At 35.4% G+C, this 26,053-nt stretch carries 21 protein-coding genes and 2 tRNA genes; 8 read left to right on the forward strand and 15 right to left on the reverse strand.

What is annotated here, in order from left to right:
- Window positions 1-6,230, forward strand: a 6,230-nt coding sequence (locus AB1630_00615) for a PQQ-binding-like beta-propeller repeat protein (protein ID MEW6102315.1), incomplete at its 5' end; no start/stop codon positions are given.
- A complete protein-coding gene (locus tag AB1630_00620) occupies window positions 6,227-7,174 on the forward strand; it encodes a PorV/PorQ family protein (protein ID MEW6102316.1) in 948 nt (315 codons plus the stop codon). The genes AB1630_00615 and AB1630_00620, both read left to right, overlap by 4 nt.
- Here AB1630_00620 and AB1630_00625 read toward each other — a convergent pair.
- From AB1630_00625 to thrS, 11 genes are all read right to left on the reverse strand, one after another.
- The gene (locus AB1630_00625) at window positions 7,149-7,697 is read right to left on the reverse strand and encodes a molybdenum cofactor guanylyltransferase (GenBank protein MEW6102317.1); all 549 of its coding nucleotides are present in this window, start codon (window positions 7,695-7,697) and stop codon (window positions 7,149-7,151) included. The genes AB1630_00620 and AB1630_00625 overlap by 26 nt on opposite strands.
- A 196-nt stretch (window positions 7,698-7,893) precedes the next feature.
- Window positions 7,894-8,934, reverse strand: a complete 1,041-nt coding sequence (locus AB1630_00630; protein ID MEW6102318.1) for a Fic family protein — start codon at window positions 8,932-8,934, stop codon at window positions 7,894-7,896.
- On the reverse strand, window positions 8,931-9,101 hold the full coding sequence (locus AB1630_00635; GenBank protein ID MEW6102319.1) for a hypothetical protein: 171 nt from the start codon (window positions 9,099-9,101) through the stop codon (window positions 8,931-8,933). The genes AB1630_00630 and AB1630_00635 overlap by 4 nt, the downstream gene beginning before the upstream one ends.
- A gap of 215 nt (window positions 9,102-9,316) precedes the next feature.
- Window positions 9,317-11,053: a phosphoenolpyruvate carboxykinase (GTP) gene (locus AB1630_00640; GenBank protein ID MEW6102320.1), complete on the reverse strand. Its 1,737-nt coding sequence runs from the start codon at window positions 11,051-11,053 to the stop codon at window positions 9,317-9,319.
- Between the two features lie 112 nt (window positions 11,054-11,165).
- A complete protein-coding gene (gene def / locus AB1630_00645; protein MEW6102321.1) occupies window positions 11,166-11,648 on the reverse strand; it encodes a peptide deformylase in 483 nt (160 codons plus the stop codon).
- Entirely contained in the window at window positions 11,645-12,109 is a 465-nt protein-coding gene (gene leuD / locus AB1630_00650) for a 3-isopropylmalate dehydratase small subunit (protein MEW6102322.1), read from the reverse strand. Before leuD ends, def begins: the two co-directional genes overlap by 4 nt.
- Complete coding sequence (leuC, locus tag AB1630_00655) at window positions 12,102-13,379, reverse strand: 3-isopropylmalate dehydratase large subunit (protein ID MEW6102323.1); 1,278 nt, start codon at window positions 13,377-13,379, stop codon at window positions 12,102-12,104. The genes leuD and leuC overlap by 8 nt, the downstream gene beginning before the upstream one ends.
- Window positions 13,376-14,887, reverse strand: a complete 1,512-nt coding sequence (locus AB1630_00660) for an NAD(P)H-hydrate dehydratase (GenBank protein MEW6102324.1) — start codon at window positions 14,885-14,887, stop codon at window positions 13,376-13,378. Before AB1630_00660 ends, leuC begins: the two co-directional genes overlap by 4 nt.
- 107 nt (window positions 14,888-14,994) lie before the next feature.
- Window positions 14,995-15,369 (reverse strand): response regulator, encoded by a 375-nt coding sequence (locus tag AB1630_00665; GenBank protein ID MEW6102325.1) that lies wholly within the window; start codon window positions 15,367-15,369, stop codon window positions 14,995-14,997.
- Window positions 15,366-17,471, reverse strand: a complete 2,106-nt coding sequence (locus AB1630_00670; protein ID MEW6102326.1) for an ATP-binding protein — start codon at window positions 17,469-17,471, stop codon at window positions 15,366-15,368. The genes AB1630_00665 and AB1630_00670 overlap by 4 nt, the downstream gene beginning before the upstream one ends.
- Window positions 17,472-17,485: 14 nt before the next feature.
- Window positions 17,486-19,186: a threonine--tRNA ligase gene (thrS, locus tag AB1630_00675; protein MEW6102327.1), complete on the reverse strand. Its 1,701-nt coding sequence runs from the start codon at window positions 19,184-19,186 to the stop codon at window positions 17,486-17,488.
- A 178-nt stretch (window positions 19,187-19,364) separates the two neighbouring features.
- Between thrS and AB1630_00680 the strand changes: the two genes are divergently transcribed.
- Both AB1630_00680 and AB1630_00685 read left to right on the forward strand, forming a co-directional pair.
- Window positions 19,365-19,631 carry an MGMT family protein gene (locus AB1630_00680; protein ID MEW6102328.1) on the forward strand — a complete coding sequence of 89 codons (267 nt, stop codon included), beginning with the start codon at window positions 19,365-19,367 and terminating at the stop codon, window positions 19,629-19,631.
- Window positions 19,593-19,668: transfer RNA gene (locus AB1630_00685), tRNA-Arg, on the forward strand. The genes AB1630_00680 and AB1630_00685 overlap by 39 nt, the downstream gene beginning before the upstream one ends.
- A 325-nt stretch (window positions 19,669-19,993) precedes the next feature.
- On the opposite strand, the gene AB1630_00690 is transcribed toward AB1630_00685, so the two are convergent.
- The 3 genes from AB1630_00690 to AB1630_00700 are packed head-to-tail and all read right to left on the reverse strand — an operon-like array spanning window position 19,994 to window position 23,308.
- Window positions 19,994-21,574: a CTP synthase gene (locus tag AB1630_00690; protein ID MEW6102329.1), complete on the reverse strand. Its 1,581-nt coding sequence runs from the start codon at window positions 21,572-21,574 to the stop codon at window positions 19,994-19,996.
- Window position 21,575: 1 nt separating this feature from the next.
- Window positions 21,576-22,988 carry a YidC/Oxa1 family insertase periplasmic-domain containing protein gene (locus AB1630_00695; GenBank protein MEW6102330.1) on the reverse strand — a complete coding sequence of 471 codons (1,413 nt, stop codon included), beginning with the start codon at window positions 22,986-22,988 and terminating at the stop codon, window positions 21,576-21,578.
- On the reverse strand, window positions 22,988-23,308 hold the full coding sequence (locus AB1630_00700) for an aspartate 1-decarboxylase (GenBank protein ID MEW6102331.1): 321 nt from the start codon (window positions 23,306-23,308) through the stop codon (window positions 22,988-22,990). The genes AB1630_00695 and AB1630_00700 overlap by 1 nt, the downstream gene beginning before the upstream one ends.
- 23 nt (window positions 23,309-23,331) lie before the next feature.
- On the opposite strand from AB1630_00700, the gene AB1630_00705 reads away from it, so the two are divergent.
- The 3 genes from AB1630_00705 to AB1630_00715 are packed head-to-tail and all read left to right on the forward strand — an operon-like array spanning window position 23,332 to window position 24,855.
- Window positions 23,332-23,931 (forward strand): YIP1 family protein, encoded by a 600-nt coding sequence (locus tag AB1630_00705; protein ID MEW6102332.1) that lies wholly within the window; start codon window positions 23,332-23,334, stop codon window positions 23,929-23,931.
- Entirely contained in the window at window positions 23,924-24,322 is a 399-nt protein-coding gene (locus AB1630_00710) for a hypothetical protein (GenBank protein ID MEW6102333.1), read from the forward strand. The genes AB1630_00705 and AB1630_00710 overlap by 8 nt, the downstream gene beginning before the upstream one ends.
- Window positions 24,319-24,855: an epoxyqueuosine reductase QueH gene (locus tag AB1630_00715; GenBank protein ID MEW6102334.1), complete on the forward strand. Its 537-nt coding sequence runs from the start codon at window positions 24,319-24,321 to the stop codon at window positions 24,853-24,855. The genes AB1630_00710 and AB1630_00715 overlap by 4 nt, the downstream gene beginning before the upstream one ends.
- Before the next feature lie 26 nt (window positions 24,856-24,881).
- Here the strand turns inward: AB1630_00715 and hisF are convergent, their stop codons facing one another.
- Window positions 24,882-25,634: an imidazole glycerol phosphate synthase subunit HisF gene (gene hisF, locus AB1630_00720; GenBank protein MEW6102335.1), complete on the reverse strand. Its 753-nt coding sequence runs from the start codon at window positions 25,632-25,634 to the stop codon at window positions 24,882-24,884.
- An 81-nt stretch (window positions 25,635-25,715) separates the two neighbouring features.
- Here hisF and AB1630_00725 point away from each other — a divergent pair.
- Window positions 25,716-25,793, forward strand: a tRNA-His gene (locus tag AB1630_00725).
- The last annotated feature ends 260 nt before the right edge of the window (window positions 25,794-26,053 follow it).

Here is a 26,053-nt window from a genome sequence, read left to right on the forward strand (position 1 = left end):
TAGCTAAAAACCTGCAAGACAATACAAGGGTAATAAACCAGGCAACAATAACAGCAAAGGATGCAGAAACAAAGACAACCTCAGCTATATGCAATGTAAGAACAAAACCCCAATTAACAATAACAAAAACAGGAGAAGATGAGATAAACCCAGGTGCAACCCTAACCTACACCCTATCCTTTACATCCCTTTATGCAGATAGTAACAAGATAACAATAATAGATACCCTACCCAATACCCAAACAGCAAATTATATCCCACAATCAATACAGGGCATAGGCTCTTTCTCATTCTCCCATGATAATGGCTTAACATACAACACCAATGACCTATACCCAATAACACACATAAAAATAGAGATAAGAAGCCTGGAAGCAAACCTTAATGGAACAATAGCCTTTAAGCTCTTAACAAACAACAACCTCCCTGATAATACCCTAATAGAAAACAAGGTAATAATAACAGGGGAAAATGCAGAGTCTGGTTCATCTTCCTGTATTACATTAGTAAGAAGAAAACCAGAGCTAGTAATAACAAAGGATGTATCACCCCAACATACAACACCTGGTTCAACCCTTACCTATACAATTAAATACAAGGCATTATACAAGGATTCCGAGGATGTCTTAATAGAAGACCATCTCCCTGATACAAGCACAAGTTCATATATTATAGGTAGTGCAAAGGCTTTAGAGTATAACCATGGAAATGAATGGAATTCATTAGATTACCTTCCTGTTATAGGTATTAGATGGAAATTTGCAAGTTTAAAGAAAGATCAAGAAGGCTCTCTAACATACCAGATAGCATTAGCTAAAAACCTGCAAGACAATACAAGGGTAATAAACCAGGCAACAATAACAGCAAAGGATGCAGAAACAAAGACAACCTCAGCTATATGCAATGTAAGAACAAAACCCCAATTAACAATAACAAAGGAAGGACAAGAGACAGTAAGCCCAGGTGCAACAATAACATATACCCTATCTTACACATCCCTATATGCGTCATCCAACAATATTGTAATAATAGACACGCTTCCAACAATGACATCTTCATATATCCCAGATTCAATAGAAGGACAAGGTTCAATAACATTCTCACATGATAATGGGCTTACATACAATTATAATGACGAGTATCTAATAACCCATATTAAGATAACAATACCAACCATTTCTCCAGATCAATCTGGAACAATATCGTTTAAGATGATTGTTAAAGATAATCTTGAAGATGGAACACTCATAGAGAATAGAGCAATCATTAAAGGAGATAATGCAGAAGAATCCTCTGCAACATTTATTAGCGTTGTTAGAACAGTGTCAATTCTTTCCATAAAAAAGGATGTATCACCTCAGCGTGCATCACCAGGACAAACATTAACATATAGCATTACATACAAATCACAGGGAAAGGATGTCAATAATGTTGTAATAGAGGATAAAATTCCAGGTTCACTTACATACATTACAGGAAGCATAAAGGGAGAGGGAACAATACAATACTATTATAACAACAAATGGTATGATATTGATAGCCCCGATACAGAGAAAATTAGATGGATAATTCCAAATCTTACAGTAGACAAAAAGGGCTCTGTAAGCTTTCAAGTAAAAATACCTACTGACATTCCTGATAAGACACTAATTGAAAATATAGCAACAATAACAGCACAAAATATAGAACCAAAGACATCAAGCTGCTATGTATATATCTCATCTATGCCCATTTTAACCCTTCAAAAGGCTATTGATATGAGCAATTCCAATCCATATCCAGGAGGAAATCTTACCTATATTCTTTCCTATACAAATGATCTTAAAGAAGCAACAAATATTGAGATAATAGAAACAATTCCAACCGAGACAACTTATGTTTCCCATTCATCACCGCAGGATGCAATTGTCTGGTATAGCCATAATGGAATATTCTATGACCAAAATCCGGTAAATCCAATGACACATATTAAGTGGACAATTTCAAAGCTAAATCCACAAGATAAAGGAAGCATAACATTAAGGCTTAAGATAAAAACAGAAACAAAGGATGGCGTAATTATTACAAATATAGCCTCTATTAAGGCTGAAGAGACAGATTTAATAGAAGCCCAGGCATCAATCTATATCACATCAAAACCTGATTTTTCTCAAAGCACAATAAGCTCTAATCCATCTGGCACAGTATCAAGTGGGTGGTTTATAAGCTATACGATAAATTACAAGAATACAGGGAATGTTGAGGCAAAAAATGTATCAATAAAGGTAATTCCAAGCCCATACTTTACAAATTCTGACCCTATTATTTTTAATATAGGAAGCGTAGGGGTAGGAGAGGTTGGTATAAAAAGATTTTCTGCCTTTGTAAAGAAGCCTATATTATCACAAGATACAATTGTTGTTTTAGCAAGGATAACAGGAAGCAATTTTACCGAAACACAAATTTCAACATCCTTATATGTTGTTTCTCCAATAGATGTAGAATCTGATGAATGGCCTATGTTTGGCTTTAATACAGGGCATTTAGGATATAACCCAGCTGAATTTATAGACCTTGCAAATATTGGTCTAATAGGTTCTTCTTCTATTTTGGGAAATATATCTGCAAGCCCTGTAATAAACAATACAAGAGTTTATACTGGAGCGCAGGGGGTTTATTGTTTTAATGGTGAAACAGGAGAGAAAATATGGGAATACTCAAATATAAGCGTTTGTTCCACGCCAGCAATAGCAGGAAATAGGATATTTATAGGAGCAGGAAATGGCATTGTTTATTGCCTAAATGAAGGTGGAAGCTTTATTTGGTCTTCTTTTATAGGAGGAGCCATCTCATCACCTTTAATTTCTCAGGGAATTGTTTATGTCTCATCAAATAGAGGTATGTTTGCAATAAGCGCCTTTGATGGTCAAATTTTATGGGGATGGACAGATATAATTGGGTTTCCTTCATCTCCTGCTATTTTTGGTAATATCCTCTATATTGCAACAGATTGTGGCTATGTGTATCTTATTGATAAAATTACAGGTTCTCTTATAGCAAGCTCTAGTGGATATGGAAAGGTTTATTCCTCTCTTGCCATTGATAACGATATAGCATATTTTGGAGGAGCAAATAGAAAGGTATATGGAATTAGGCTTGCTGGAACAACAACATCTGATGTTTTAGCCTTTAATCTAGGCTCTCCTATAAGTTTAACCCCTGCTATTTATAATGATACACTCTATATTGGAGCAGAGCAGGGGAGGCTTTATGCAATATCCCCTGGTTCTCCAACCACAATAAAATGGGAATTTCCAACAGGAGGAAAAATCATAGGTCAAATTGCTATTTCTAATAATGCCATATTTTTTGCCTGCCAAGATGGATTTATCTATGGATTAGACCCCAATAATGGCGAGATTTTGTGGAAATATGAAATAGATGCAAGGTCTTGTTCTATTGCCAATTCTAAAATATATGCAATATCAGAAAATAGGCTTTTGATCTTTGGAAATGCTCCATCCCTTGAGAGCAGAATATCCCAGAATCCAAAAGATATGGTTGTCTGCGGACAAACAATAACATATACAATTTCTTATAAAAACAAGGGAAAAAAGGATGCAATTTCTACATCTTTGGTTTTATTGATAAATGATATTCCAATTGATACATTTGATTTGGGAACAATTGCAAGGGGAGGGGAGGGGGTAATTACCTATAATTATCAAGCACCCTCTGAAAGGGGAAAAACAATAAAAGCCCAGCTTGAAATAAAGGCAATAAACAATCCAACCTGTAGAAGCAATATTTTAGTAAATAAGACAGGTAGCCCTTCATCTCTTTCTTTAGAGATAAAGCCACAGATTTCAAAGGTAACGCTTGGTGATGAGATAGGGTATAACATCTCATACAAAAATAGTGGTGATTTTCCTGCAACATCTTTGACTATCCAAGTAAGCAAGGATGAGCTTGCAACATATATTCCAAATTCTACCTGGCATAATCAAGTCCCAATTTCTGATGTTAATAGTTCTTCACCCATTTTCTCTGGAATTTCTATTGCAATGCTTAATGGTTTATCGGCTGGCTCAGCTACATTTAAATTAAAGGTAAATCCCAATTGTCCAAATGCAAAAATCTTAAATATATTTGGGACAATTTCCAATCCAGCTATAATTGCAACAGCATCCATTTTTGTTGAAGCACCCAATCTTTCTGGAATAGAAAGGGCTACATTTACAAATACCAAAGCAAAGCCGGGGGAAAATATCGCTTATTGCATTACATATGAAAACAAGGGAAGTAGAAGCGCCTACAACCTTATGATTACAGAGAGCCTTTCAAAATACATAGAGAATTTATCAGCTATATCAAATAATGGGGTTTATTCTCCATTATACCATCAGATTATATGGAATCTGGGAGAGCTAAAGCCTGATGAGGTAGGAAGTATAACATTTAATGCTAGACTTAAGCCTACATTGGATAATGAAATTATCATCAAAAATAATGCCTATATAGAGGCAAAGAATATCACAAGATTTGAAATATCTGCAGGAACAATAACCATAGAGAGTGCTTCAAACCTTTCTTTATCAACAAAGGATGTATTTCCAAAGGGGCCTGTAAGCCTTGGGGATATTTTAAGGTATGAGATTTTTGTTTTAAATAATGGAAATATGGATGCAAGCAATGTTTTTGTTTTTGACCAATTAAGTCCAAGCCTTTCTGTTTCAAGGATAAGGAGCAAGGATGAAATTATAGTAGGTGATGCTATTCTTGACCTTGATGATATAAATGGATGGAATAGCCTTAATGTAGATGGAATAATTGAAATCAGAACAAATTATGGGACATATAGGTCATTACCGATAAATACATTAAATTACCCAACAATAAAATCCCTGATGAATGAGATAAATAATGACAAGAAGGCAAATTGTAAAATTAGCTATGAGAATGATAGATTTACAATTTCTTGCGATGGCTATATCATTACCCTGTCTGGTTTATTTTTTGAGGCAATAAAGATAAAATCTTGCGAATATTGCACAGGAAGCTATACATCAGGGATAATAACCTGGGATATAGGGGTTCTTAAAGTAGGGGGAAGCAAGACAGTTTCATTCTCTGCCCAGGTAGTAGGGGAGGGGACAATTACAAATTATGCAACAATTACATCCTCTGATGGTTCCTGGATAACAAATTTAACAACAATTATTGTTGAAAAAGACCCACCAATTCTTATAGGAAGACCAATAGAAGACACAGATTTTGACAATCTTGATGACGATTATTCTATTGACGGAAATTACAGGATAATCCTTCCGCAGGAAGCAGAGCCTTGTGGCTTGATTGAATATGAAATACAGGAAAGGGAAGGAACATTAAGCTTTTCTACAATTGCAACTTGCACAGGAAATAGCAAATTTTATGGAATATCTGGAAAAACAAAGTGTTTAACATATTCCTATAGAGTGAGGGCAAGGAATAATGCAGGTTTTGGAAATTGGACAAGCTCATCAGATGGGATAAAGGTTGTTGATGGTGGAGGTGTTGTATCTCCTTCTCTGGATTCTTCCATAGTCTCTGGAGGGATTAAGATAATAATTCCAAAGGGCACATTTTACGAGACCATTACATTTACAATATTACAAAAAAATATCAACATAAAATCTGCATCCCCTCCCCTTAATTCAGTTCTTTGTTCCTATGAATTGCTTGCAATTCCACAAGAACTTGCAATTCCACAAGAATATGATGATGCAGGGACACAACCTACAAAACCCATTACCCTTATCCTTCCTTATCCTGACCCAGATTCCTCTAATGAAACAGATGACCTTTCATATAGAATCTACCGGCTGGTTAATGACCAATGGGTTCTTGTCCAAGGAGAGCAAATTGTTGACACGGCAAATAATACTGTCCAATGCACACTTAATTCCCTCTCTATCTATGGTATTGGCTCTCCGGTTGGGCTTTCCAATAAGAATGTTGTTATTAAACCAAATCCTTGGAAGTCAGACAAGCATAGTGGCAAGAACATTGCATTTGAGGGTTTAAACGGTCATGTTACTATATCAATATTTAATATGGCTGGAGAGCTTGTATTTAGAAAAGAAGTTGATACTCCATGGGAATGGAATTTATTAAATAATAAGGGAGATAAGGTATCCTCGGGTGTATATTTTGCCATAATTGACGATGGAAAGGAAAAAATAATCAGGAGGTTTGCAATTATAAAATGAAGATAAGTCAGGAGTCTGGAGTCTGGAGTCTGGAGTCTGTCAGGAGTCTATTTTTGTTTGTTTTGCTCTCCTTTTCTTGCTTTGCTGATTATTCAGAGGGTGTGTGTGGGGCAACATTTTTAAAGATAAATAGCCTTCCAAGGCCTGTTTCCCTTGGTGGTGCATTCTCTGCTGTTTCTGATGATTTATCTGCCCTATATTACAATCCAGCTGGACTTTCCCAATTAAAAGTTCCCGAGGGTGTAGCATCAGCTGCATCGTGGATTGATAAAACAAAGTTTGGTATCATTGGCTATTGCTCACCAATATCAGAAAATTCTGGCTTTGGTTTATCCGTGCTTTATCTTAAAACAGACAAAATTCCATTATATAAGGATGTTGATACATCCCAAAGCGGAGAATTTTTTGATGCAATGGATTTATCCATAAGGATTGGCTATGGAATGAGGCTTACAAGGAGCAATTATTTTGGGATAGTAGGCGGATGGATAAACCAAAGGATAGAAGAAGAAAAAAGCCATTCATTCTTCTTTGATATTGGAGAGCTTTACAAACCAAAATCTTTGGATAAAATGGCATTCTCTATTGTCCTTCAGAATTTAGGAGGAAAGACAAAATTTATTGAAGAAGAAGATGAAATGCCCCTTACATTAAAGGTAGGTTTTGCCTATTTCCCAATAGAGAAGATTATCTTTAGCCTGGATTTTGTAAAACCAAAGGATAACAATTATCAGATAAGATACGGTTTTGAATGGGGTGCTAATAAAAACCTAACCCTGCGGACTGGCTTTAATTCCCAAGTCTTTAAAGACCTTGGCGTAGGCATTACTGGAGGCTTTGGAATCAGGATAAATACATTCAATCTTAATTATAGCTATGTTCCTTATTCTTTTCTCGGAGAAACCCACAACCTCTCCCTCACAACCCATTTTGGAAGGAATTAAGGTCTTCTTGTGTATTTAGATTAAAAAAGCAATCCCTAAATTTATTGCAATCTATATATGTTGCATTTAGCCTTTTTATTAAGGAATTAAGGGAAAGCTCGCTATTTTCTATTTGCTCCTTTATTAAAGGAATAATTTCTTTTGAATATATTGCACAAAGGGGCTCTGGAATTCCATCTATTGTTGGAATAATTGCCTGGAAATTGCCTTCTATATTTATGTGTTCAATAAGGTTTTTTTCCAAAAATGGCATATCAGAGGCAAGGATAAGGCTTCTTTCACAATCTGAATAATAAAGCCCTGTGTATAGCCCAGAGATTGGTCCTTTTTCCTTATATATATCACAAAACCTCTTTCCAAATTGGGAAAGCCTTTCATCATTGCTTATTATCAAAATATCCTTGCAATATGGCTTGATAATTTTTATTAGCCTTTCTATTAGGGCTTCTCCTTCAATTTCAATAAGAGCCTTATTGCAGGAAAGCCTTTGACTTTTTTCCTTCGCAAGAATAATACCGTTCATTAGAAAAAATTTTATGAGATATTACCTGTGATATAACAGCAGGTCAATTATTTCTTACCCTCCATTATAGTAATCTCTTCTTCGGTTAATCCATATAATTCATAAACCATCTGGTCAATCTGGCGCTCGTAGTCTTTGACCTTTGTTTACAGAGATATTACCTAATAAATTACCCAATTAAATTATCATTACCCAATTAAACATTTTCCCATTGTGCATACTTACCCCTTCTAAGACATCTCACTTTCCCATTTGCCTTTAATTCTTTTAGTAAATGCCGAATCATATCTATACTTATCCCTGGACACTGCTTTTGAATATCAGCAACAGTGAATGGTAACTTTTGCTTTTCTATTATAGAATACATCATTTCGGTTTTTGCTCCTTTTGGTTCTTTAACTGTCTGAATACATTCTTTAAACTCTTTGTATGCGGAATTCATTATAAATAAAAGGAAATTAAGATATGGCCAGGGATTATGTTTTCCTTCATGCCACTTAAAAGAACTTTCTTCAAGTGTCTCATAGTATCTATCTTTATTATTTTCTATTAAGCGTTCAATACTAATATACCGTCCTACTTCAATTCCAATGTGGTAACAATTTAATAAAAGTAATAACCGTGAGACACGACCATTGCCATCCCTAAATGGATGAATGCATAAAAAATCCAGATTTAATGCTCCCAAAAGTATAACTGAATGTATCCATTTTTCTTGCATCCCTTCCTGCCATAATGATATTGCCTTTTTCATCATCATTGGTGTTTTATACGGTGATACTGTTTTAAATCGTATGCGTTGTCTGCCATCTGAATATTTCTGGATAATATCAACATCTTTTTCTTTGTATTTTCCAGCATCCCATATATCACCCCGACAAAAACAATGTAGTTGCAATATTGTTTTTTCTGAAATTGACAATTTTGTTGTCTGGTTGTGAATAAGATTCAAAGCATCCCTATATCCTTGAACCTCTTCCTCGTTCCTATCACGAAGCACCGGTTTTCCAAAAATTAAAGTTTGTATTCGTGATTTATCTACTTCAACACCTTCAATACGATTTGATGATACCGCACTTTCAATTAGTGCATGTTCGCGCAGAGCTTTTAATTTTTGAGGAATTTGCCTTCTATACAATTCCTGTAACCCTTGCATATAACTTATATCAGTCAAATACCATGTTGTTTGAAGCGGAATCTGTATAGCATTTTTTGAAAATAATTCTAATGTTTTCATTTATTGTTTCCTTCAACTGCTTTTATTTCATCTTCAGTTAAATTATATAATTCATAAACCATCTGGTCAATCTGATGCTCGTATTCTTTGACCTGTGCCTGTTTGCTCGGATTACTTAAATAATTGTCATCCTTTGTTATTGCTGGTTTTTCTTGTATAAGACGCAATATTTTCTCCCTGGCTTCTCCCCCAGTTTATCTTTCTTTGGCCTTGGAAAAATTATTGTAAAAAATGTAGTAAATTCAAATTGGGGTTGTGGTAAATTGGCTTCTTTGTATGTATTTAGAACCACGAAGATATTTTCCCTTGTGTTTACAGCATTCTTAGGGATAAAAAACAACTACATAGGAGCTAAACACTTACGAAAAACCAAATTTCTATATTATTTTGCTAGTCTGCTTGCAAGGGCTTTGTATTCTTCTTCAATCCAGCCAGCAAGTTTAAATTGGGTAAGAAATGCCTTTATGTCTGCAAGCTCTTTCTGCCATTCATCTTTATCTATCTTAAATAGCCCTTTTTCATTTATATTAAGCCCTCTAAGGTCAAGGTCTTTAAAATCTGGAATAAGTCCAATCGGTGTTTCTTTTGCCCCTACCTTACCCTTTGTCCTATCAATAATCCACTTTAAAACCCTTATATTTTCAGAAAAACCAGGCCAGAGGAAATTTCCTCCTTCATCCTTTCTAAACCAATTTACAAAGAATATCTTTGGAGGGTTTTCCATCATTTTGCCCATATTTAGCCAATGATTAAAATAATCAGCCATATTGTATCCACAGAATGGCCACATTGCCATTGGGTCACGACGCAATACACCTGCCTTTTGTGTTGCAGCCGTTGTTGTTTCTGATGCCATTCCGCACCCTTGAAATATCCCATTCTGCCAATTAAATGCCTCATATATCAAGGGAGCAACAGAAGACCTTCTTGTGCCAAAGATTATAGCAGATATGGGAACACCCTTTGGATTATTGAATTCAGGTGACAATGTTGGGCATTGTGTTATGGAAACCGTGAACCTTGAGTTCGGGTGTGCTGATTCTTTTGAAGAAGAGGGATTTCCCTTCCAATCAATTAAGTTTTCTGGAATATTCTCTAATCCATCCCACCATGGTTCATTTGTTTTCGGATTAAGGGCTGTGTTTGTAAAAAGGGTTGGATAGAATGTTCCCTTTTTTAAGGTTTGTATCATATTTGGATTTGTCTTTTCTGATGTGCCAGGTGCTACACCAAAAAACCCCATTTCTGGATTTATAGCATAGAGCCTTTTATCGCTTCCAATATTTAGCCAGGCAATGTCATCGCCTATTGTTGATATTTTATATCCAGGAAGAGAAGGATTAAGCATAGCAAGGTTTGTTTTTCCGCAGGCAGAGGGAAGGGCGGCTGTAATGTAGGTTGTGCTAGATTCGTCTTCAATGCCCATAATCACCATATGCTCTGCTAGCCAATTTTCTTTTAACCCAAGGTATGATGCAATCCTTAAAGAAAAGCATTTTTTGCCAAGCAAGGCATTTCCACCATATCCAGAGCCAATAGACCAAACCAGGCTTTCATCGGGAAAGTGCATAATAAACCTTCTTTCGGGTGAGAAGTCTCCTGTGGAATGAAGCCCTTTTACAAAATTGGATGAGCTTCCTATTTTTTCCAATGCAGCCTTTCCTTTTCTTGTCATTATCCTCTTGCTTATAGCCACATAGGATGAATCTGTAAGCTGGACACAGGCTTTTGAATATGGAGATTCTGGATTTCCCATCATATAAGGAAGGACATACATTGTCCGTCCCTTCATACAACCTTTAAAAAGGGGATTAAGCATATTTTTTGCTTCTTTTGGGTCCATCCAATTGTTATTTGGGCCAGATGTTTCTTTCTCCTGATGGCAGACATAGGTAAGGTGCTCGGTACGCGCTACATCCTCTGGATGGCTTCTATGGAGATAGGCATTTGGCCATTTTTTCTGATTTAGCTCGTAAAAAACAGGATTGCCATTTATTTTTTCCTTCTCTATCCCAATTTTGATAAGGGAATAGGCTTCTTCCTCACTTCCATCACACCAGTAAATATTGTCAGGCTTTGTTAGCTCTGCACATTCATCAACCCATTTTTCTACTTTCATAGTCTAAAAAATTATATTTTCAAAAATATAGTTGGTCAAGGAATATTTCAGACAGTTTAGACAATTCAGGCAGTTCAGGCTTGTCTGTCTTCCAAAGAATGTCTTATGATTTTTAATTCTTTATCTTCCTCCATAAAGCCAATAACTTTTTTCTTTCGCTCTCATCCATCCTATCAATAAACAAAATGCCGTTAAGGTGGTCTATTTCGTGCTGAATTGCCCTTGCAGATAATCCGTTTATCTCTCCGATAATCTCATCGCCATTTATATTAAGCCCCCTAAATGTAATACTAGAAGCCCTTTGGATATTTCCAAATAAGGAAGGAAAGGATAGGCATCCCTCAGACGCCTCCTCAATTCCCTCTTCTTTTATAATCTTTGGATTTATGATGACAAGAGATTTATTTTTTATCTTTACAACAATTATCCTCTTTAAAATGCCAATCTGATTTCCAGAAAGACCGAGGGCATTTGAGGCATCTGTTGTTTCTATCATATCCTGCGCAATCTTTCTTATCTTCTCATCTATTTTTTTGATATCAGATGCCTCTTTTCTTAATATTGGATTTCCGTATCTTTTTATGGCAAGAATCATAGGGATTTCATCAAACCTCCAGATGCAATGATTTTTTGGATAAATTCTGGAAGGGGTGTTATTTTATAGATTTTATTCTTTGTTTGATTCTCTATTATTCCTTTATCTTCCTCAATTCTTAATTTATTCCCTTCATCTATATCATCACAATCTTTACATTCAAACACAAAAAGCCCAATATTTATGCTATTTCTAAAGAAGATTCTTGCAAAGGATTTTGCTATTACAGCCTTTATTCCCTTTGCCTTTATAGATATTGGTGCATGCTCTCTGGATGAGCCACATCCAAAATTAAAGCCAGAAACAATAATTCCGTCCTCTTTTATCCTAGTTCCTCCTTCAATTCCCTCCATACAGTGGCAGCCAAGCTCCCTTGCATCTGTTGTATCAAGGTATGTAGCTGGAATTATCTCATCCGTATTTATATTATCACCAAATTTATAAACAATCCCTTCAATCATTTTTTACCTCCTCCGGATGTGTTATTCTTCCCATAATGGCTGAAGCAGCAACAACAGCGGCGTTTGCTAAATATACCTCTGATTTTTGGCTTCCCATCCTTCCTATAAAATTCCTATTCGTTGTTGATATACACCTTTCAAAATCTGCCAATACACCCATATGTCCACCAAGGCAGGGGCCACAGGTAGGGCAAGAGACAATAGCACCAGAGGAAATAAATACATCAATCAAATCCTCTTTTATAGCATTCTTGTAAATCTCTTGTGTTCCTGGAATAACAATACATCTAACATCAGGATGAACCTTATTAGTCTTTAGGATACTTGCAGAAATCCTTAAATCATCAAGCCTTCCATTTGTGCAAGAGCCAATAAATGCCTGGTCTATTTTAATATTTCCTATCTCTTTTACTGGCTTTGTATTTGATGGAAGGTGGGGTAGGGCAACCTGGCAATCTATATTACTGCAATCAAATTCGTATCTTTCTTTGTATTCTGCATCAGAATCAGCTTTATGTATTTTATAGTCTGGTGCTCTGGTGCCCTGGTGCTCTGGTGCTCTGTTTTTTATATATTCTATTGTTTTCTCATCTGCTTCAATAATTCCAGCCTTTGCTCCTGCCTCAATTGCCATATTGCATATTGTGAATCTATCTGCCATAGAGAGGCTTTTTATTGCATCTCCAGAAAACTCTATAGATATGTAATTTGCTCCATCAACGCCTGTCTTTCCAATTGTATATAAAATAAGGTCTTTTCCAGATACCCATTTATTAAGCCCTCCATTAAATACAATCCTTATGCTTTCAGGAACCTTAAACCATATTCTTCCCGTTGACATAAAATATGCAATATCTGTTGAACCAACACCTGTTGAGAATGCACCAATTGCACCATATGTGCAGGTATGGGAATCTGCACCAATTACAACATCTCCGGGAAGGACAATACCTTCATCTGGTAATAGGCAATGTTCAATCCCAGAACCCTCCTTAAAATAATGCTTGATATTGTATTCCTTTGCAAAATCCCTTAAAATTTTTGCCTGATTTGCAGACCTTATATCCCTTGCTGGAACAAAATGGTCAGAAACCAAAACAAGCCTGTCTGGAAATGCCAGAAGTCTATTTGTAGCCTTAAATTCCTTAATGGCAAGGGGTGCTGTAACATCATTAGCCAAAGCAATATCTGGCTCTATCTCTATAAATTCAGAAGGGCTTACAGGCCTTCCTGTCTTATTAGACAATATCTTACAAGCTAATGTTTTCATATCTCTTCTAAATTATACATTTCGCTACATTCATTTATAGCAAGGGGAAGAAAATCTATAAGGTCGGATGCTATTAAAGAATATTCTCCCCTTTCCTCTTTTGCTATATCGCCTGATAAGCCGTGAAGGAATGCAGAAAGCCTTGCTGCATCACCTAGATTTAAACCCTGACCAACAAGGGAGCCTATCATTCCAGATAAAACATCACCAGAACCGCCTGTTGCCATTCCTGGATTCCCTGTTGGGTTTATATAAACTTGTCCATTATAGCCTATTAGTGTCTTGTAACCCTTAAGGAGGATAGAAATTTTATATTCATCCATTACCCTTTGGACAATTCCAACCCTATTCCTTTGAATTTCATCTACAGAAATTCTAAGAAAATCTGCCAATTCCTTTGGATGTGGTGTAATTAAGATATTTTTGGAAGAAATGTCAGAAGGAGAAATTGCTAAAATTCCATCTGCATCAAGGATTATGGGAATTTCAAGCCTTGAAATAAGGGTTTGAATAAGCTTTTTTGTCTCTGGGTGTCTTGATATACCTGGGCCAATTACAGCGGCATCGCATTTCTTTGCCAGGTCTATAATTCCATTATATGCTGATGGAGACAATGTTCTTTTCTTTGTTTCTGGAAGGGGTCTTGTTATTACCTCTGTAAGTTTTACCTCCATTATACCCTGCAGGCTTTCTGGAATTCCAAGATAGACCAAACCAGCTCCCATTTCCATTGCACCTTGACAGCATAGGGTTGCAGCGCCTGTCATCCCAACAGAGCCTGCCAAAACTAAAATTTTTCCAAAATCCCCTTTATGTGAATTAAGTGGTCTCTTTGGAAGAAGGCTTGACATTTCAATTCCTGTTAAAAGATTTATCCCTAATCCCGAGCTTAATTCATCAGGCAAAGAAATCTTTGAAAGGTATAATTCTCCAGCATATTCTATTCCGGGGTATAAAAGAAGCCCTATCTTTAGAAGACCAAAGGTTATTGTCTTTGTTGCCTTAATTGCATTGCCAAGAGCAAATCCAGAATCTGATGAAATGCCAGATGGAATATCAAGGGAAATAATGGGCGTATCAGAAGAATTCATAAAATCAATGCAATCTTTTATTTTTCCACTTGGTTCTTTTGATAAGCCCACACCAAGTAAGGCATCAACAAATAAATCTGCATTTTCAAACTCCTGAATTTGAAGGATGCCAAGCTTTTCTACAATCTCAAGGTTTGTTTTTTTCTCCTTGCTTTGATTCTTCCCTGTAATAATAAAAACCTTAACATCAAATCCTTTAATAAAAAGATGCCTTGCGGTAACCAAGCCATCTCCACCATTATTCCCTGAACCACAGAAGATAACGACGCTATTTCCTCCAATTTCTTCCAGGGTTGAAATAACAAGCCTTGCACTTGCTATCCCGGCATTTTCCATTAGAATAAGGGGAGAAATGCTATATAATTTGTTTGCCTTTTTATCTATTTCTCTCATTTGGGAGGATGTAGCAACCTTCATAAATCAGAAGATAGAGGACAGACGGACAGAGGATAGATAAGTGTCTGAATCATCTGTTGTCTGAACTCTTTGATTGTCTGTTGTCTGTTTGTCTCACTTCTCACTTCTTACTTATAGTTACCCAATGCCTTCTTTACCCTTTGAATTAAATATTCAGGATTAAATGGTTTTGATATAATATCCTCTATATTCATTCCTTTAAACCTTTCTCTTGCTTCTAATGTGTTATGAGCTGTCAGAACAATAACGGGCAGATTGTATGTTTCTTTATGTTCTCTAATGATTTTACAAACATCATATCCATTCATCTTGGGCATCCTAATATCAAGCAAAACCAGATCTATTCCATCATCATATATTTCCTTAACCCCCTCTTCTCCATTAAATGCCTTCTTTACATTATAGCCCTCAGCCTCAAACAGCTCCTTTAGAATCTCAACAATAATTTCATCATCATCAACTATTAGTATTGCACCATTCATCTTTTCTTTAAAATAGTAAATATAAACTTGCTTCCCTTACCGACCTCTCCTTCTACCCAAATCTTACCACCAAGCCCTTCTATAATCTCTTTGGCTATTGATAAACCAAGCCCTGTTCCTTCATATGTTCTTCTATCAGAGGTGTCTATCTGATAGAATCGTTCAAATATTTTATCCTTTTTATCATCAGGAATTCCAATACCGGTATCTTCAATAGAGCCTTCTATAAAGTTATCATATTCCTTAATGGCTATATCTATTTTTCCATTTTCCCTATTAAATTTTATAGCATTCTCTATAAGATTTGCAAAGACCTTTTTTATTCTCCCCTCATCATATTGGATTATAAGGGAATCTGGGATTGATGTTATTATCTCTATCCCTTTTTTCTCTGCTTGTGGAATCATATCCTTTATTATACCATTTACAAGGGATGAAATGTCTACATCCTTTATTTCAAAAGCAAGTTTCCTTCCTTTCTCAAGCAAAGAGAGGTCAACAATGTCGTTTATGAGGTTTTTAAGGTTATTTGTCCTTTCCTCCATAGTAAGAATACCATCCATCTGCCTTTGGTTTATATCGCCCATCCTTTTTGTCTTAAAAAGATAAAGATTTGCTATAATATCTGTAAGAGGGGTTTTAAGTTCGTGGGAAACAAGGGAGAGAAAATCGCTTTTTGCCCTATTGGCAATCTCAAGCTCATTTGTTCTTTTCTTTAGGTTGGTATAAACATTAGCATTATTTATTGCAATAGCAATCTCATGGCTTATTCCAATCAAAAAACTTATATCACTATAATCATAAACATTATTGCCATATCTTTCTCCAAATATCAAAAACCCAAGGATTTCATTTTCAAAGATTAAAGGCACAACCATTTCTGCTGACATCATTTTAAAATTTTCCAAAAGCCCATTTTTTAAAGGATAATTACCCCTTTCTACATCTTCCTTTAAAAGCTCCCTTTTATTTTCTTTAAGCCATAAGATAATTGGCTCATCAAATTTGAATTGTGGGATAGAAATGTCCTCACCAAGAGAAAATTCTTCTTTGAAGATTTTTTCTTCTTTGTCAAGGAGGATAGCCTTTAATAAGAATGGCTGAAATGTCTGATAGATTATCTTTAGAATAGAAGAAAGAAATACATCTTTATCAATAGAGCTTGCTATCTCTTTGCTTATTATGTTATACAAATCTTCTTTTAAGTAGCTTTTTTTAAAGAAAAGCCTATCAACAAAATATTGAATCCAGTCCCTCAAGGCTTGAAAGAAAAAGGTAATAATTGCAAGGGTAAGAATGCTTGAGATAGCTGTTTCTAATCCTGTTATGTATTTGAATAACTTTTGAAGAAGGAATATATTTATAAGCCAGATTGATGTTATTAATATTGTTAAGAGAGAGTAGATTAGACCCTTTCTTATTATTATCTTTATATCCATAAGGCGATATTTAAAAATAGCATAGGCAATGGTAAAATTGAAGATAACGGCAGAGATGTTTCCTGTGGGATAGACCTTTATTCCATAAACAAGAAGTATATTTGGTATGGCACCTATTATAGCCAGACTTGCTCCAAAAAATATGTATCTTATCCTGTTTTTTTCCAAAAAGGATTTGCTGGTCTTATGTTTTTGATATAAAAGCCGTATACTATAAGACATAAAAAAGAGAAGAAAAGGGGCAAAAAACCAACTTCCTATTCCACCAATAGGATAATAAAAACCAAAAACCTTAACAACATCTTTATTGACAAGCCCAAAGAACCTATCTATGATCAAGAAGGTAAGGCTTGAGATATAAGCAAGATATAAAAGGATCTTGTTAATCCTTTTTTTATTCAGGGTTAAAACAAGAACAAAATGGTAGAATGTTGAATATATAAATACCTGACCAAGGTTTAAAATAAATAATGACCTTATTGCATAGGTTCTATCGGGAGCAATGCCTATAGCAAAGCCTCCAAATCCCCAAAGAGCCACAGATATTCCAAAGACACAAAAGATCCTATTTATTTTAGCCTTTGGGTTCTTATAGAGGACAAAAAATGCCAGAGAAAAATTGATAACAGAAAGAACAAAGAAGAGTATAGAATAAAAAAGCATTTTGGGTTATTTAATTATTCTTTCCCTTCAATCTCTTTTTTAATAATGGCTATAAAATCGTCCTTTCCAAATTGTCCCATATCACCCTTTGTTCTATGACGAATGCTTATTTTTTCTTCTTCTTCCTCTTTCTTTCCAACAATTGCAAGGTATGGAATCTTCATATTGTGAGCATCCTTTATCTTTCTTTGTAGCCTTTCAGAGCGTTTGTCTATTTCTACCCTTATATCTTTATCCAAAAGCCATCTTTCTACCTTTTTTGCAAATTCAAGCTGATTGTCTGTTATGGGCAATATTATAACCTGTATTGGAGAAAGCCATAGGGGAAGCTTTCCTGCATAATGCTCAATCAAAGCACCAATAAACCTCTCAAGAGAGCCAAGAACAACCCTATGTATCATAACAGGCTGATGCCTCTTTCCATCCTCTCCAATGTAAGAAATGTCAAACCTCTCTGGCAGGTTAAAATCAACCTGAATTGTAGGACCCTGCCAATGCCTTCCAAGTGCATCTTTAAGCTTTATATCAATCTTTGGGCCATAAAAAACACCCTCTCCCTCATCAATTGAAAAATTAAGGCATTCCTCTATTAAAACATCCCTTAAAGCATTGGTTGCTAAATCCCATATCTCATCAGAACCAACATATTTTTCTGGCTTTGTTGAAAGCTTTATATCATATTCCTTAAAGCCAAAACAGGAGAGCATATCAAAGGCAAATTTACAAACACCTTTTATCTCATTCTTAAGCTGGTCATATCTACAAAATATATGGGCATCATCTTGGGTAAATCCACGAACCCTTAAAAGGCCATGGAGGACACCGGACCTTTCATATCTATAGACAGTGCCAAGTTCAAAAAACCTTAATGGAAGCTCAGAATAGCTCCTTATTGTGCTTTTGTATATCATAATATGGCAGGGGCAATTCATAGGCTTTAGGACATAATCCTCATCTTCTTTTTTTATAAAATACATATTCTCCTGGTAATAATCGCAATGGCCAGAGGTTTTCCAGAGGGACTTTTTTCCAATGTGTGGTGTTAGTAGCTCAAAATATTCCCTTTTTCTATGCTCTTTTTTTAGAAAATAAATAATTTCATCCCTTAAAATATTTCCCTTTGGATGATAGAATATAAGGCCTGCTCCAACATCATCATAGATGTTAAATAAACCTAATTGCTCCCCCAATACCCTATGGTCTCTCTTTTTTGCCTCTTCAATCTTTAAAAGATAATCACTAAGCTCTTTTTCACTTTCAAATGAGATGCCATATATCCTTGTAAGCATTGGGTTTTTCTCGCTTCCCCTCCAATATGCACCTGCTAACCTTAATAGCTTAAATGCTTTTATTTTGCCTGTTCTTTCAATATGGGGACCCTTGCAAAGGTCTATAAAATCACCATTTTGGAAGAATGAAACCTTATCGTCTTTGATTTCATCTAAAATTTCTAGTTTATATTTCTGACCCTCCTTTAAGAGGTATTTTCTTGCTTCATCCTTTGTCATTGTAATTTTTTCAAATGAAAGGTTTTCCTTTATTATTTTTCTCATTTCATTCTCTATTTTTGGAAGGTCATCCTCTATGATATGGCAATCAAAATCATAGTAAAATCCATCAGATATGGAAGGACCAATTCCAAGCTTTACATCCTTAAATACCTTACACACAGCAGACGCCATTATATGCGATGTAGAATGCCAAAATGCTTCCATTAGAAAATATTACCTTAATTTACCTTACATTGTCAAGATGTGCCTTTTCAAGATTAAAGAAATTAGGATTTGAAAATTTAGAATTAGAAATTTATAATAGAAAGAAGTCAAAACAGCAAAGATAAAAATGAATCCCATTAGACCTTATATTGATAAAAAGCTTACCCCTTTTCAGAAAATGGTCTATAATATTGTTTTATCTATTCCAGAAGGAGAGACAAGGACATACCAATGGGTTGCAGAAAAAATAGGAAATCCAAAGTCAGCAAGGGCTGTTGGAAATGCCCTTTCAAAAAATCCTTGCCCAATTACCATCCCTTGTCATAGAATAATAAGAAAGGATGGAAGGGTAGGAGGATATATTAAAGGCAAGGAAGAAAAACGATTACTTTTAGAAAAAGAAGGAGCGCCTGTAGCTCAGTATGGAAGAGCGGCGGTTTCCTAAACCGTGTCTGTCGTAGGTTCAAGTCCTATCAGGCGCACAAAGCTAGAAATAAGCACTAAATAAGGACTTGAAGCCCGAAGTGAAGCGAAGGGCCGAACTAATAGATTTTGTTAGGCGAAGAGCGAGCAAGTGCGAGCTATGAGCCTTCTAATATGTGTTGAGCTTCCTCATTAAAGAGCCAGAAATCGCTTTGTTTAATTGTAAATTTTAAATTGTTTAGCGAAGCTAAACACGTACTATTGTTTTGAATTTTCAATTTTAGTCATTTGAATTTGTTTTAAGATTTCGAATTTCGAATTTCATTTGTTCCATTAAAGCTAAACACATACCAAAAATCAATATATTTATCTCGGTCATTACCGTCACCTTTTCATACTCGCCTCTATAAACTTTGAAAACAATGGATGTGGCGATGTTGGCTTTGATTGGAATTCTGGGTGGAACTGGACAGACACAAACCAGGGATGGTCTTTTAATTCAATAATTTCAACAAGATTTTTATTTGGATATATCCCTGATATTCTAATACCTGCTTCTTCTAATATTTTTCTATATTTGTTGTTAAACTCATACCTATGCCTATGCCTTTCATTTATAAACTCCTTTTGGTATGCCTGGTATGCAAGGCTATTTTTCTCTATTTTACAAGGATATACACCAAGCCTCATTGTCCCTCCCTTTTTCTTTAATCCTTTCTGCTCCTTCATAAGAGAAATAACCGGATGTTTTGTGTTCGGGTCAAATTCACTTGAATTTGCATCATTAAGGCATACTAAATTTCTTGCAATTTCAATTATTGCACATTGAAGCCCAAGGCATATCCCAAGAAATGGGATTTTGTTTATTCTTGCAAATTTAGCTACCTCTATTTTTCCTTCTATTCCCCTATATCCAAATCCACCAGGGATAAGAATTCCAAAAACATCCGAAAGCTCATTCAAAAGGTTTTTGCTCTCTGAATTAATCCATTTTATCTCTACCTTACAATTGTTTGCTATTCCACCGTGATACAATGCCTCAACAATAGATTTATAGGCATCCTTTACCTCTATATACTTTCCAACTATGGCAATTTTTGTTTTCTTCTTTGCATTTTTTATTTTCTCTACCATTTTTTCCCATTCTTTAAAATTGTCCTTTTGAAAAGAAAGAGAAAGGGATTTTATTGTTGTCTTATCCAAACCCTGTTTTTTAAAGCTAATAGGAACCTCATAAATACTTTCTACATCATATGCATCTATTATGTTTTCCTTGCAGACATTACAAAACAATGCAATCTTTTCCTTTAGATGGGAAGATAATGGCTTTTGTGTCCTGCAGAGCAAAATATCTGGCTGAATGCCTATTTCCCTTAATTTCATTACAGAGTGCTGGGTTGGCTTTGTCTTTGCCTCATCGCAGGATGAGATATATGGAACAAGGGTAAGGTGGATATATAAAACATTTTCCCTTCCTACCTCCCTTCCAAATTGCCTTATTGCCTCAAGGTATGGAAGACCCTCTATATCACCAACGGTTCCTCCCAATTCAATAATTGCAACATTTACATTTTTAGAAACCATTTTTATCCTTCTCTTTATTTCATCCGTTATATGGGGAATGACCTGAACCGTATTTCCAAGATATTCTCCTTTTCTCTCCTTCCTTATAACCTCATAATATATCCTTCCTGTTGTTATATTGTTTCTCTTTGTTATCTTTGAATGGGTGAATCTTTCGTAATGTCCAAGGTCTAGGTCTGTTTCCGCACCATCAGCTGTTACATAGACCTCGCCATGCTGGTATGGATTCATAGTTCCTGGGTCTACATTGATATATGGGTCAAGCTTTTGGAGGGTTATTTTTAATCCAAGTGATTCTAAAAGGGTTCCAATGGAAGAGGCAGCTATTCCCTTCCCCAAAGAAGAAACAACACCGCCTGTTACAAAAATATACTTAACCATCTCATTTTTCTATTCCCTTTTCTATAAGCCAATGCTCAATAATGGTTAAAATATTCTGGACAAGCCAATATAAAACAAGGCCTGATGGAAAATTTAGGAATAAAAATGTCATAACAATAGGCATAATAAGCATCATTTTTTCTGTATTTGGGTCTTGGGCTGGAGTCATCTTTTGTTGTATAAACATTGTAATGCCCATAAGTATAGGAAGGACAAAATAGGGATCCTTTAATGATAGGTCTTTTATCCATAAGATAAATGGCGCACAGCGAAGCTCAATCCCTTTATCTAAAGCACCATAAAGGGCAAAGAATACAGGCATTTGAAGGATAAGGGGAAGGCATCCACCAAATGGATTAACATTATGCTCCTTATATAATTTCATCATTTCTTTTTGTATTGTCTCATGGTCATCCTTATGCTTTTCCCTTAATTTGTCTATGTGTGGCTTAATTGCCTGCATTTTCTTCATCATCTTAAAATTTTTCCTTGTTAAAGGATGCAAGATTATTTTGATAATTATGGTTAAAAGAATAATTGCCAATCCATAGTTTCCAATAATCTTATAGAGAAAGACTAGGGCAAAAAGGATGATTTTCGGAAGAAACCATAATCCAGAAAGGCTCTCTAATCCAACCCCCTTTAATATTTTATAATCCCTGGGTCCAGCATATACCATCATCTTATTCTCAATTACCTCATTTGCTTTAAGGGAATACTTTGGAAAGAAAGCCTTTACATCCTCCCTTGAAAGAGAAATAGAGGAAAACCTCATTTGTGGCTTTACAACAAAAAGAAAATATTTATCTTGCGTAGCTACCCAATCAATCGGCTCATTTAAAGTAGCATTTTTTGTCTTTTTTATTCCCGAAGATGAACGATAAAGAAATGGGTTTTCATGAAGCTCAGGGTCATTCCCAAGGAAGCTTTTTAATGAAATGAATGTCTCTGGAATTGTTATTGCCTTATTTTCCTTATTTATAAACGAAAGATTTATCGTAAATGGATAGGTATTAGAAGAAAATTCATATCTTTTTATTATTTTAAATGATTGTAGGTCATAAACAAAGCTATTCTTTAAAAATTCTTTTGGAAATATCTCATTATTATCAACAAAAATAGAGAATGTATCATTATCCTTTATTATTGTATATGGAAATCCCTTTCTATCATTAAATTTTAAAAGATTCAGGGATTTGATTGTTCCCTTTTGGGAAAGGATTGCTGAAAATAATGAATTCTTAAAATCAGCCCCTTTCTTCTCTTTTATCCTTTTGCTCTTTTGCTCTATTACAACCTCCTCTTTAACAGGAGGGGATTTTACTTGTTCAATCTTTTTTTTCGTAAAGAACAAAGAATGGATATAAAGGATTAAAAATGAAAGGATAATGAATAAAACAAGCCTCTTTTCCACTAAATCTCAATTATCTTTATCTTAAATTTTTTTGCTTCTTCATCTAAAAGAAAGCAGAAAGAAAGAATTACAAGGGAATCGCCTATCTCACCAAGCCGTGAAGCTGGTCCATAAAGGACACAGGATAAAGGCTCTTTTTCATAAATTGCATAAGTCTCAAATCTTGCTCCTGTTTGTTCATTAAGAACATAAACCATCTCTTGAGGAAGTATATCAGCCTTTTTTAATATTTCTCCATCTATACCAATGCTTCCACAAGCCTTTTTAAGGGCTGTTATCTTAAGACCTTTTATCTTTGACTTGCACATTTTCCTAAACATAATTTATAATTATAGCATAAGTTATGGAGAGTTTGGAAGAAATTTTAGAGGATGAACCCAAAGAGGAGATAAAAAATATTCCCTGGGAGGAGAGGGAAGAAATTGGCTTTTTTAAAGCCCTTTATATGACAATAAAAAATGCCATATTTAAACCAGGCGAGTTCTTCTCTAAAATAAAGCCGGGTAGCATTAAAAACGCTAGTGTTTATGTTGTAATTATTGTAGGTATTGTTTATTTTCTTAATCTCTTCTGGATTAGCAGAAAAATAGAATTAAGCTACATTGTCCTTATTCCCCTTGTTTCCCTCATCTTTTTCTTTATTCTGGAAACAGGGCTTCTCCATCTTGGGCTTTTGCTTTTATCCTCCAATAGAGCTGGATTTACATCAACATTTAAGGTTGTTGCCTATTCTGAATCTGTCCTTATGTTCTCTATTGTTCCAATTATCGGTGGAATTATATCAAGCATCTGGGGGTGTGTTATTACAATTATTGGCCTTTCAAAGGCACACAATATAACAATGAGAAAGGCTTTATTCTCCGTTATTTTTTCCATTATTATTACAAGCATTATTATGGCTATTCCAGCCTTATTTTATTTAGAGGAGGTAAGAAATGAATAAACAAATTTTAAGATGGACAGGAAGCATTATAGCCGTAATCTTTGTTATCCTTGTAATGTTTGCGGCTGAGACAATGCACAGGGCGTGGAGGGAGTTTAAGGAGGGAGAAGCCCTTTACAAAAAGGGAGATGTTCCTATGGCAATCCTTTATTATGGAACTGTCATAAGCTTCTATACACCATATTCTCCCTGGGTAAATAAGGCTATAAATAGGCTATTTGAGATTGGGAAAAAGCAGGAAGAAGAAAAAGATTATAAAACATCAAAGGAAGCCTATGATGAAATCATCCATAGAATATATTCAGCAAGAAGCTTCTATACGCCACATAAATCTGCCCAAGAAAAGGCAATAAAGCTAAGGGATTCTGTAGAAAAATTCATAAAAGATTGAAGATTTTGCTTCATATCTGTTGTGGACCTTGCTCTACGGTTGCAATTGAGAGGCTTTTGCAAGAAAATTTTGAAATAACCGGATTTTTCTATAACCCGAATATTTATCCACAAGAGGAATATAATTTAAGGCTTAAGAATGTAGAATCTGTTGTCTTAAAAAACACCATCTCACTAATTTCTCCAATATACGAGCCAGAAAAATGGCATAAGGAAATTAAGGGATACGAGGAGACAAAGGAAGGAGGAGAAAGGTGCAAGATTTGTATTAAAATGAGGCTTAAAGAAACAGCAAAAAAGGCAAAGGATAGCGGGTTTGATATATTTGGAACAACGCTTACAACGGGCTTAAACAAGGATTCAAAGACAATAAATTTATATGGACTAAATATTGCTGAAGAGATAGGCATCCAATTTTATTTAGCTGATTTTAAGAAAAATGCAGGGTTTCAAAGAGGGGTTGTTTTAAGTAAAGAGATAGGTCTTTATCGCCAGAGGTATTGTGGCTGTGTTTATTCCTTAAGATCTAAGTGATAGAAACAATAAAGTGATTACAACCTTCATATTCTTACACAAATCCCTTTATTTTTAAGGTATTCCTTAACATCCCTTATTTTATATTCGCCATAATGAAAGATTGAAGCAGCCAAAACAGCATCTGCTCCCTTTGAGATTGCTTGGTAAAGATGCTCTGGACATCCTGCTCCACCTGATGCAATAACAGGAATATTTACAGCCCCTGTAATTCTTTCAATCAATAAAAGGTCATATCCGGTCTTCTTTCCATCGCAGTCCATACTTGTTAGGAGTATTTCGCCCGCTCCCCTTCCTTCTACCTCCTTTGCCCATTCTATTGCTGAAATCCCTGCCGGATTTCTTCCGCCATTGATATATACCTCCCAAGAATCTTCCTTTCTCTTTGCATCAATGGCAACAACAATACATTGAGAGCCAAATTTTAATGATGCTTCATCAATAAAGGATGGTTTTTTTATAGCGGCTGTATTTATTGAAACCCTATCCGCACCATTTTTAAGGATTTCTTCTATCTGTAAGAGACTTACAATTCCGCCACCAACCGTGAAAGGGATAAATATACATTCAGAGCAGGCACGAACTATATCAATAATGATTTTCCTATTTTCATAAGATGCTGTAATATCCAAAAATACAAGCTCATCTGCACCCTCTTTGTCATATATCTCTGCCTGTTCTACAGGGTCTCCTGCATCTACTAAATTAACAAAGCTTATTCCCTTAACAACCCTTCCCTTATCAACATCAAGGCAGGGGATTATTCTATAAGCTTTCATTCTAATATTTTGCCCTTTAAAGGCTATATTTTGCAAGGATTTATTGCAAATTTTATAATTTTAATTTATAATTGATATATGGTGAGTGTAGCTCAGCTTGGTTAGAGCACTGGACTGTGGATCCAGTTGTCGGGGGTTCAAATCCCCTCACTCACCCCAAGAAAAAGCTAAAATCTGGAATAAAAAGAGGGGATTTGAAGCCCGAAGCTTTAGCGAAGGGCCGAACTAATAGATTTTGTTAGGGTTGAAAGGAGCAGGTGCGACTTTCAAGCCTTAGAAAATCTTGTAGTTCAAATCCCCTCACTCACCCCAAGAAAAAGCTAAAATCTGGAATAACTGGGATATTCAATCTTCTAAATAACACGCTGGGTCTTCGGCAAAATAATCCTGAAATATGCTGTAAGCCCTCACCCTACACC

Source organism: bacterium, assembly GCA_040753555.1.
Taxonomy (GTDB): Bacteria; UBA9089; UBA9088; order UBA9088; family UBA9088; genus JBFLYE01.

Bases quoted from the DNA above. Each gene is read 5' to 3' on its own strand.
- AB1630_00700 (MEW6102331.1), bottom strand. From the start codon at position 23,308: ATGTTTAGGAAAATGTGCAAGTCAAAGATAAAAGGTCTTAAGATAACA.
- AB1630_00710 (MEW6102333.1), top strand. From the start codon at position 23,924: ATGAATAAACAAATTTTAAGATGGACAGGAAGCATTATAGCCGTAATC.
- AB1630_00660 (MEW6102324.1), bottom strand. From the start codon at position 14,887: ATGAAGGTTGCTACATCCTCCCAAATGAGAGAAATAGATAAAAAGGCA.
- thrS (MEW6102327.1), bottom strand. From the start codon at position 19,186: ATGGAAGCATTTTGGCATTCTACATCGCATATAATGGCGTCTGCTGTG.
- AB1630_00640 (MEW6102320.1), bottom strand. From the start codon at position 11,053: ATGAAAGTAGAAAAATGGGTTGATGAATGTGCAGAGCTAACAAAGCCT.
- AB1630_00680 (MEW6102328.1), top strand. From the start codon at position 19,365: ATGGTCTATAATATTGTTTTATCTATTCCAGAAGGAGAGACAAGGACA.
- AB1630_00690 (MEW6102329.1), bottom strand. From the start codon at position 21,574: ATGGTTAAGTATATTTTTGTAACAGGCGGTGTTGTTTCTTCTTTGGGG.
- hisF (MEW6102335.1), bottom strand. From the start codon at position 25,634: ATGAAAGCTTATAGAATAATCCCCTGCCTTGATGTTGATAAGGGAAGG.
- leuC (MEW6102323.1), bottom strand. From the start codon at position 13,379: ATGAAAACATTAGCTTGTAAGATATTGTCTAATAAGACAGGAAGGCCT.
- AB1630_00705 (MEW6102332.1), top strand. From the start codon at position 23,332: ATGGAGAGTTTGGAAGAAATTTTAGAGGATGAACCCAAAGAGGAGATA.
- AB1630_00670 (MEW6102326.1), bottom strand. From the start codon at position 17,471: ATGCTTTTTTATTCTATACTCTTCTTTGTTCTTTCTGTTATCAATTTT.
- AB1630_00665 (MEW6102325.1), bottom strand. From the start codon at position 15,369: ATGAATGGTGCAATACTAATAGTTGATGATGATGAAATTATTGTTGAG.
- AB1630_00630 (MEW6102318.1), bottom strand. From the start codon at position 8,934: ATGAAAACATTAGAATTATTTTCAAAAAATGCTATACAGATTCCGCTT.
- AB1630_00620 (MEW6102316.1), top strand. From the start codon at position 6,227: ATGAAGATAAGTCAGGAGTCTGGAGTCTGGAGTCTGGAGTCTGTCAGG.
- def (MEW6102321.1), bottom strand. From the start codon at position 11,648: ATGATTCTTGCCATAAAAAGATACGGAAATCCAATATTAAGAAAAGAG.
- leuD (MEW6102322.1), bottom strand. From the start codon at position 12,109: ATGATTGAAGGGATTGTTTATAAATTTGGTGATAATATAAATACGGAT.
- AB1630_00625 (MEW6102317.1), bottom strand. From the start codon at position 7,697: ATGAACGGTATTATTCTTGCGAAGGAAAAAAGTCAAAGGCTTTCCTGC.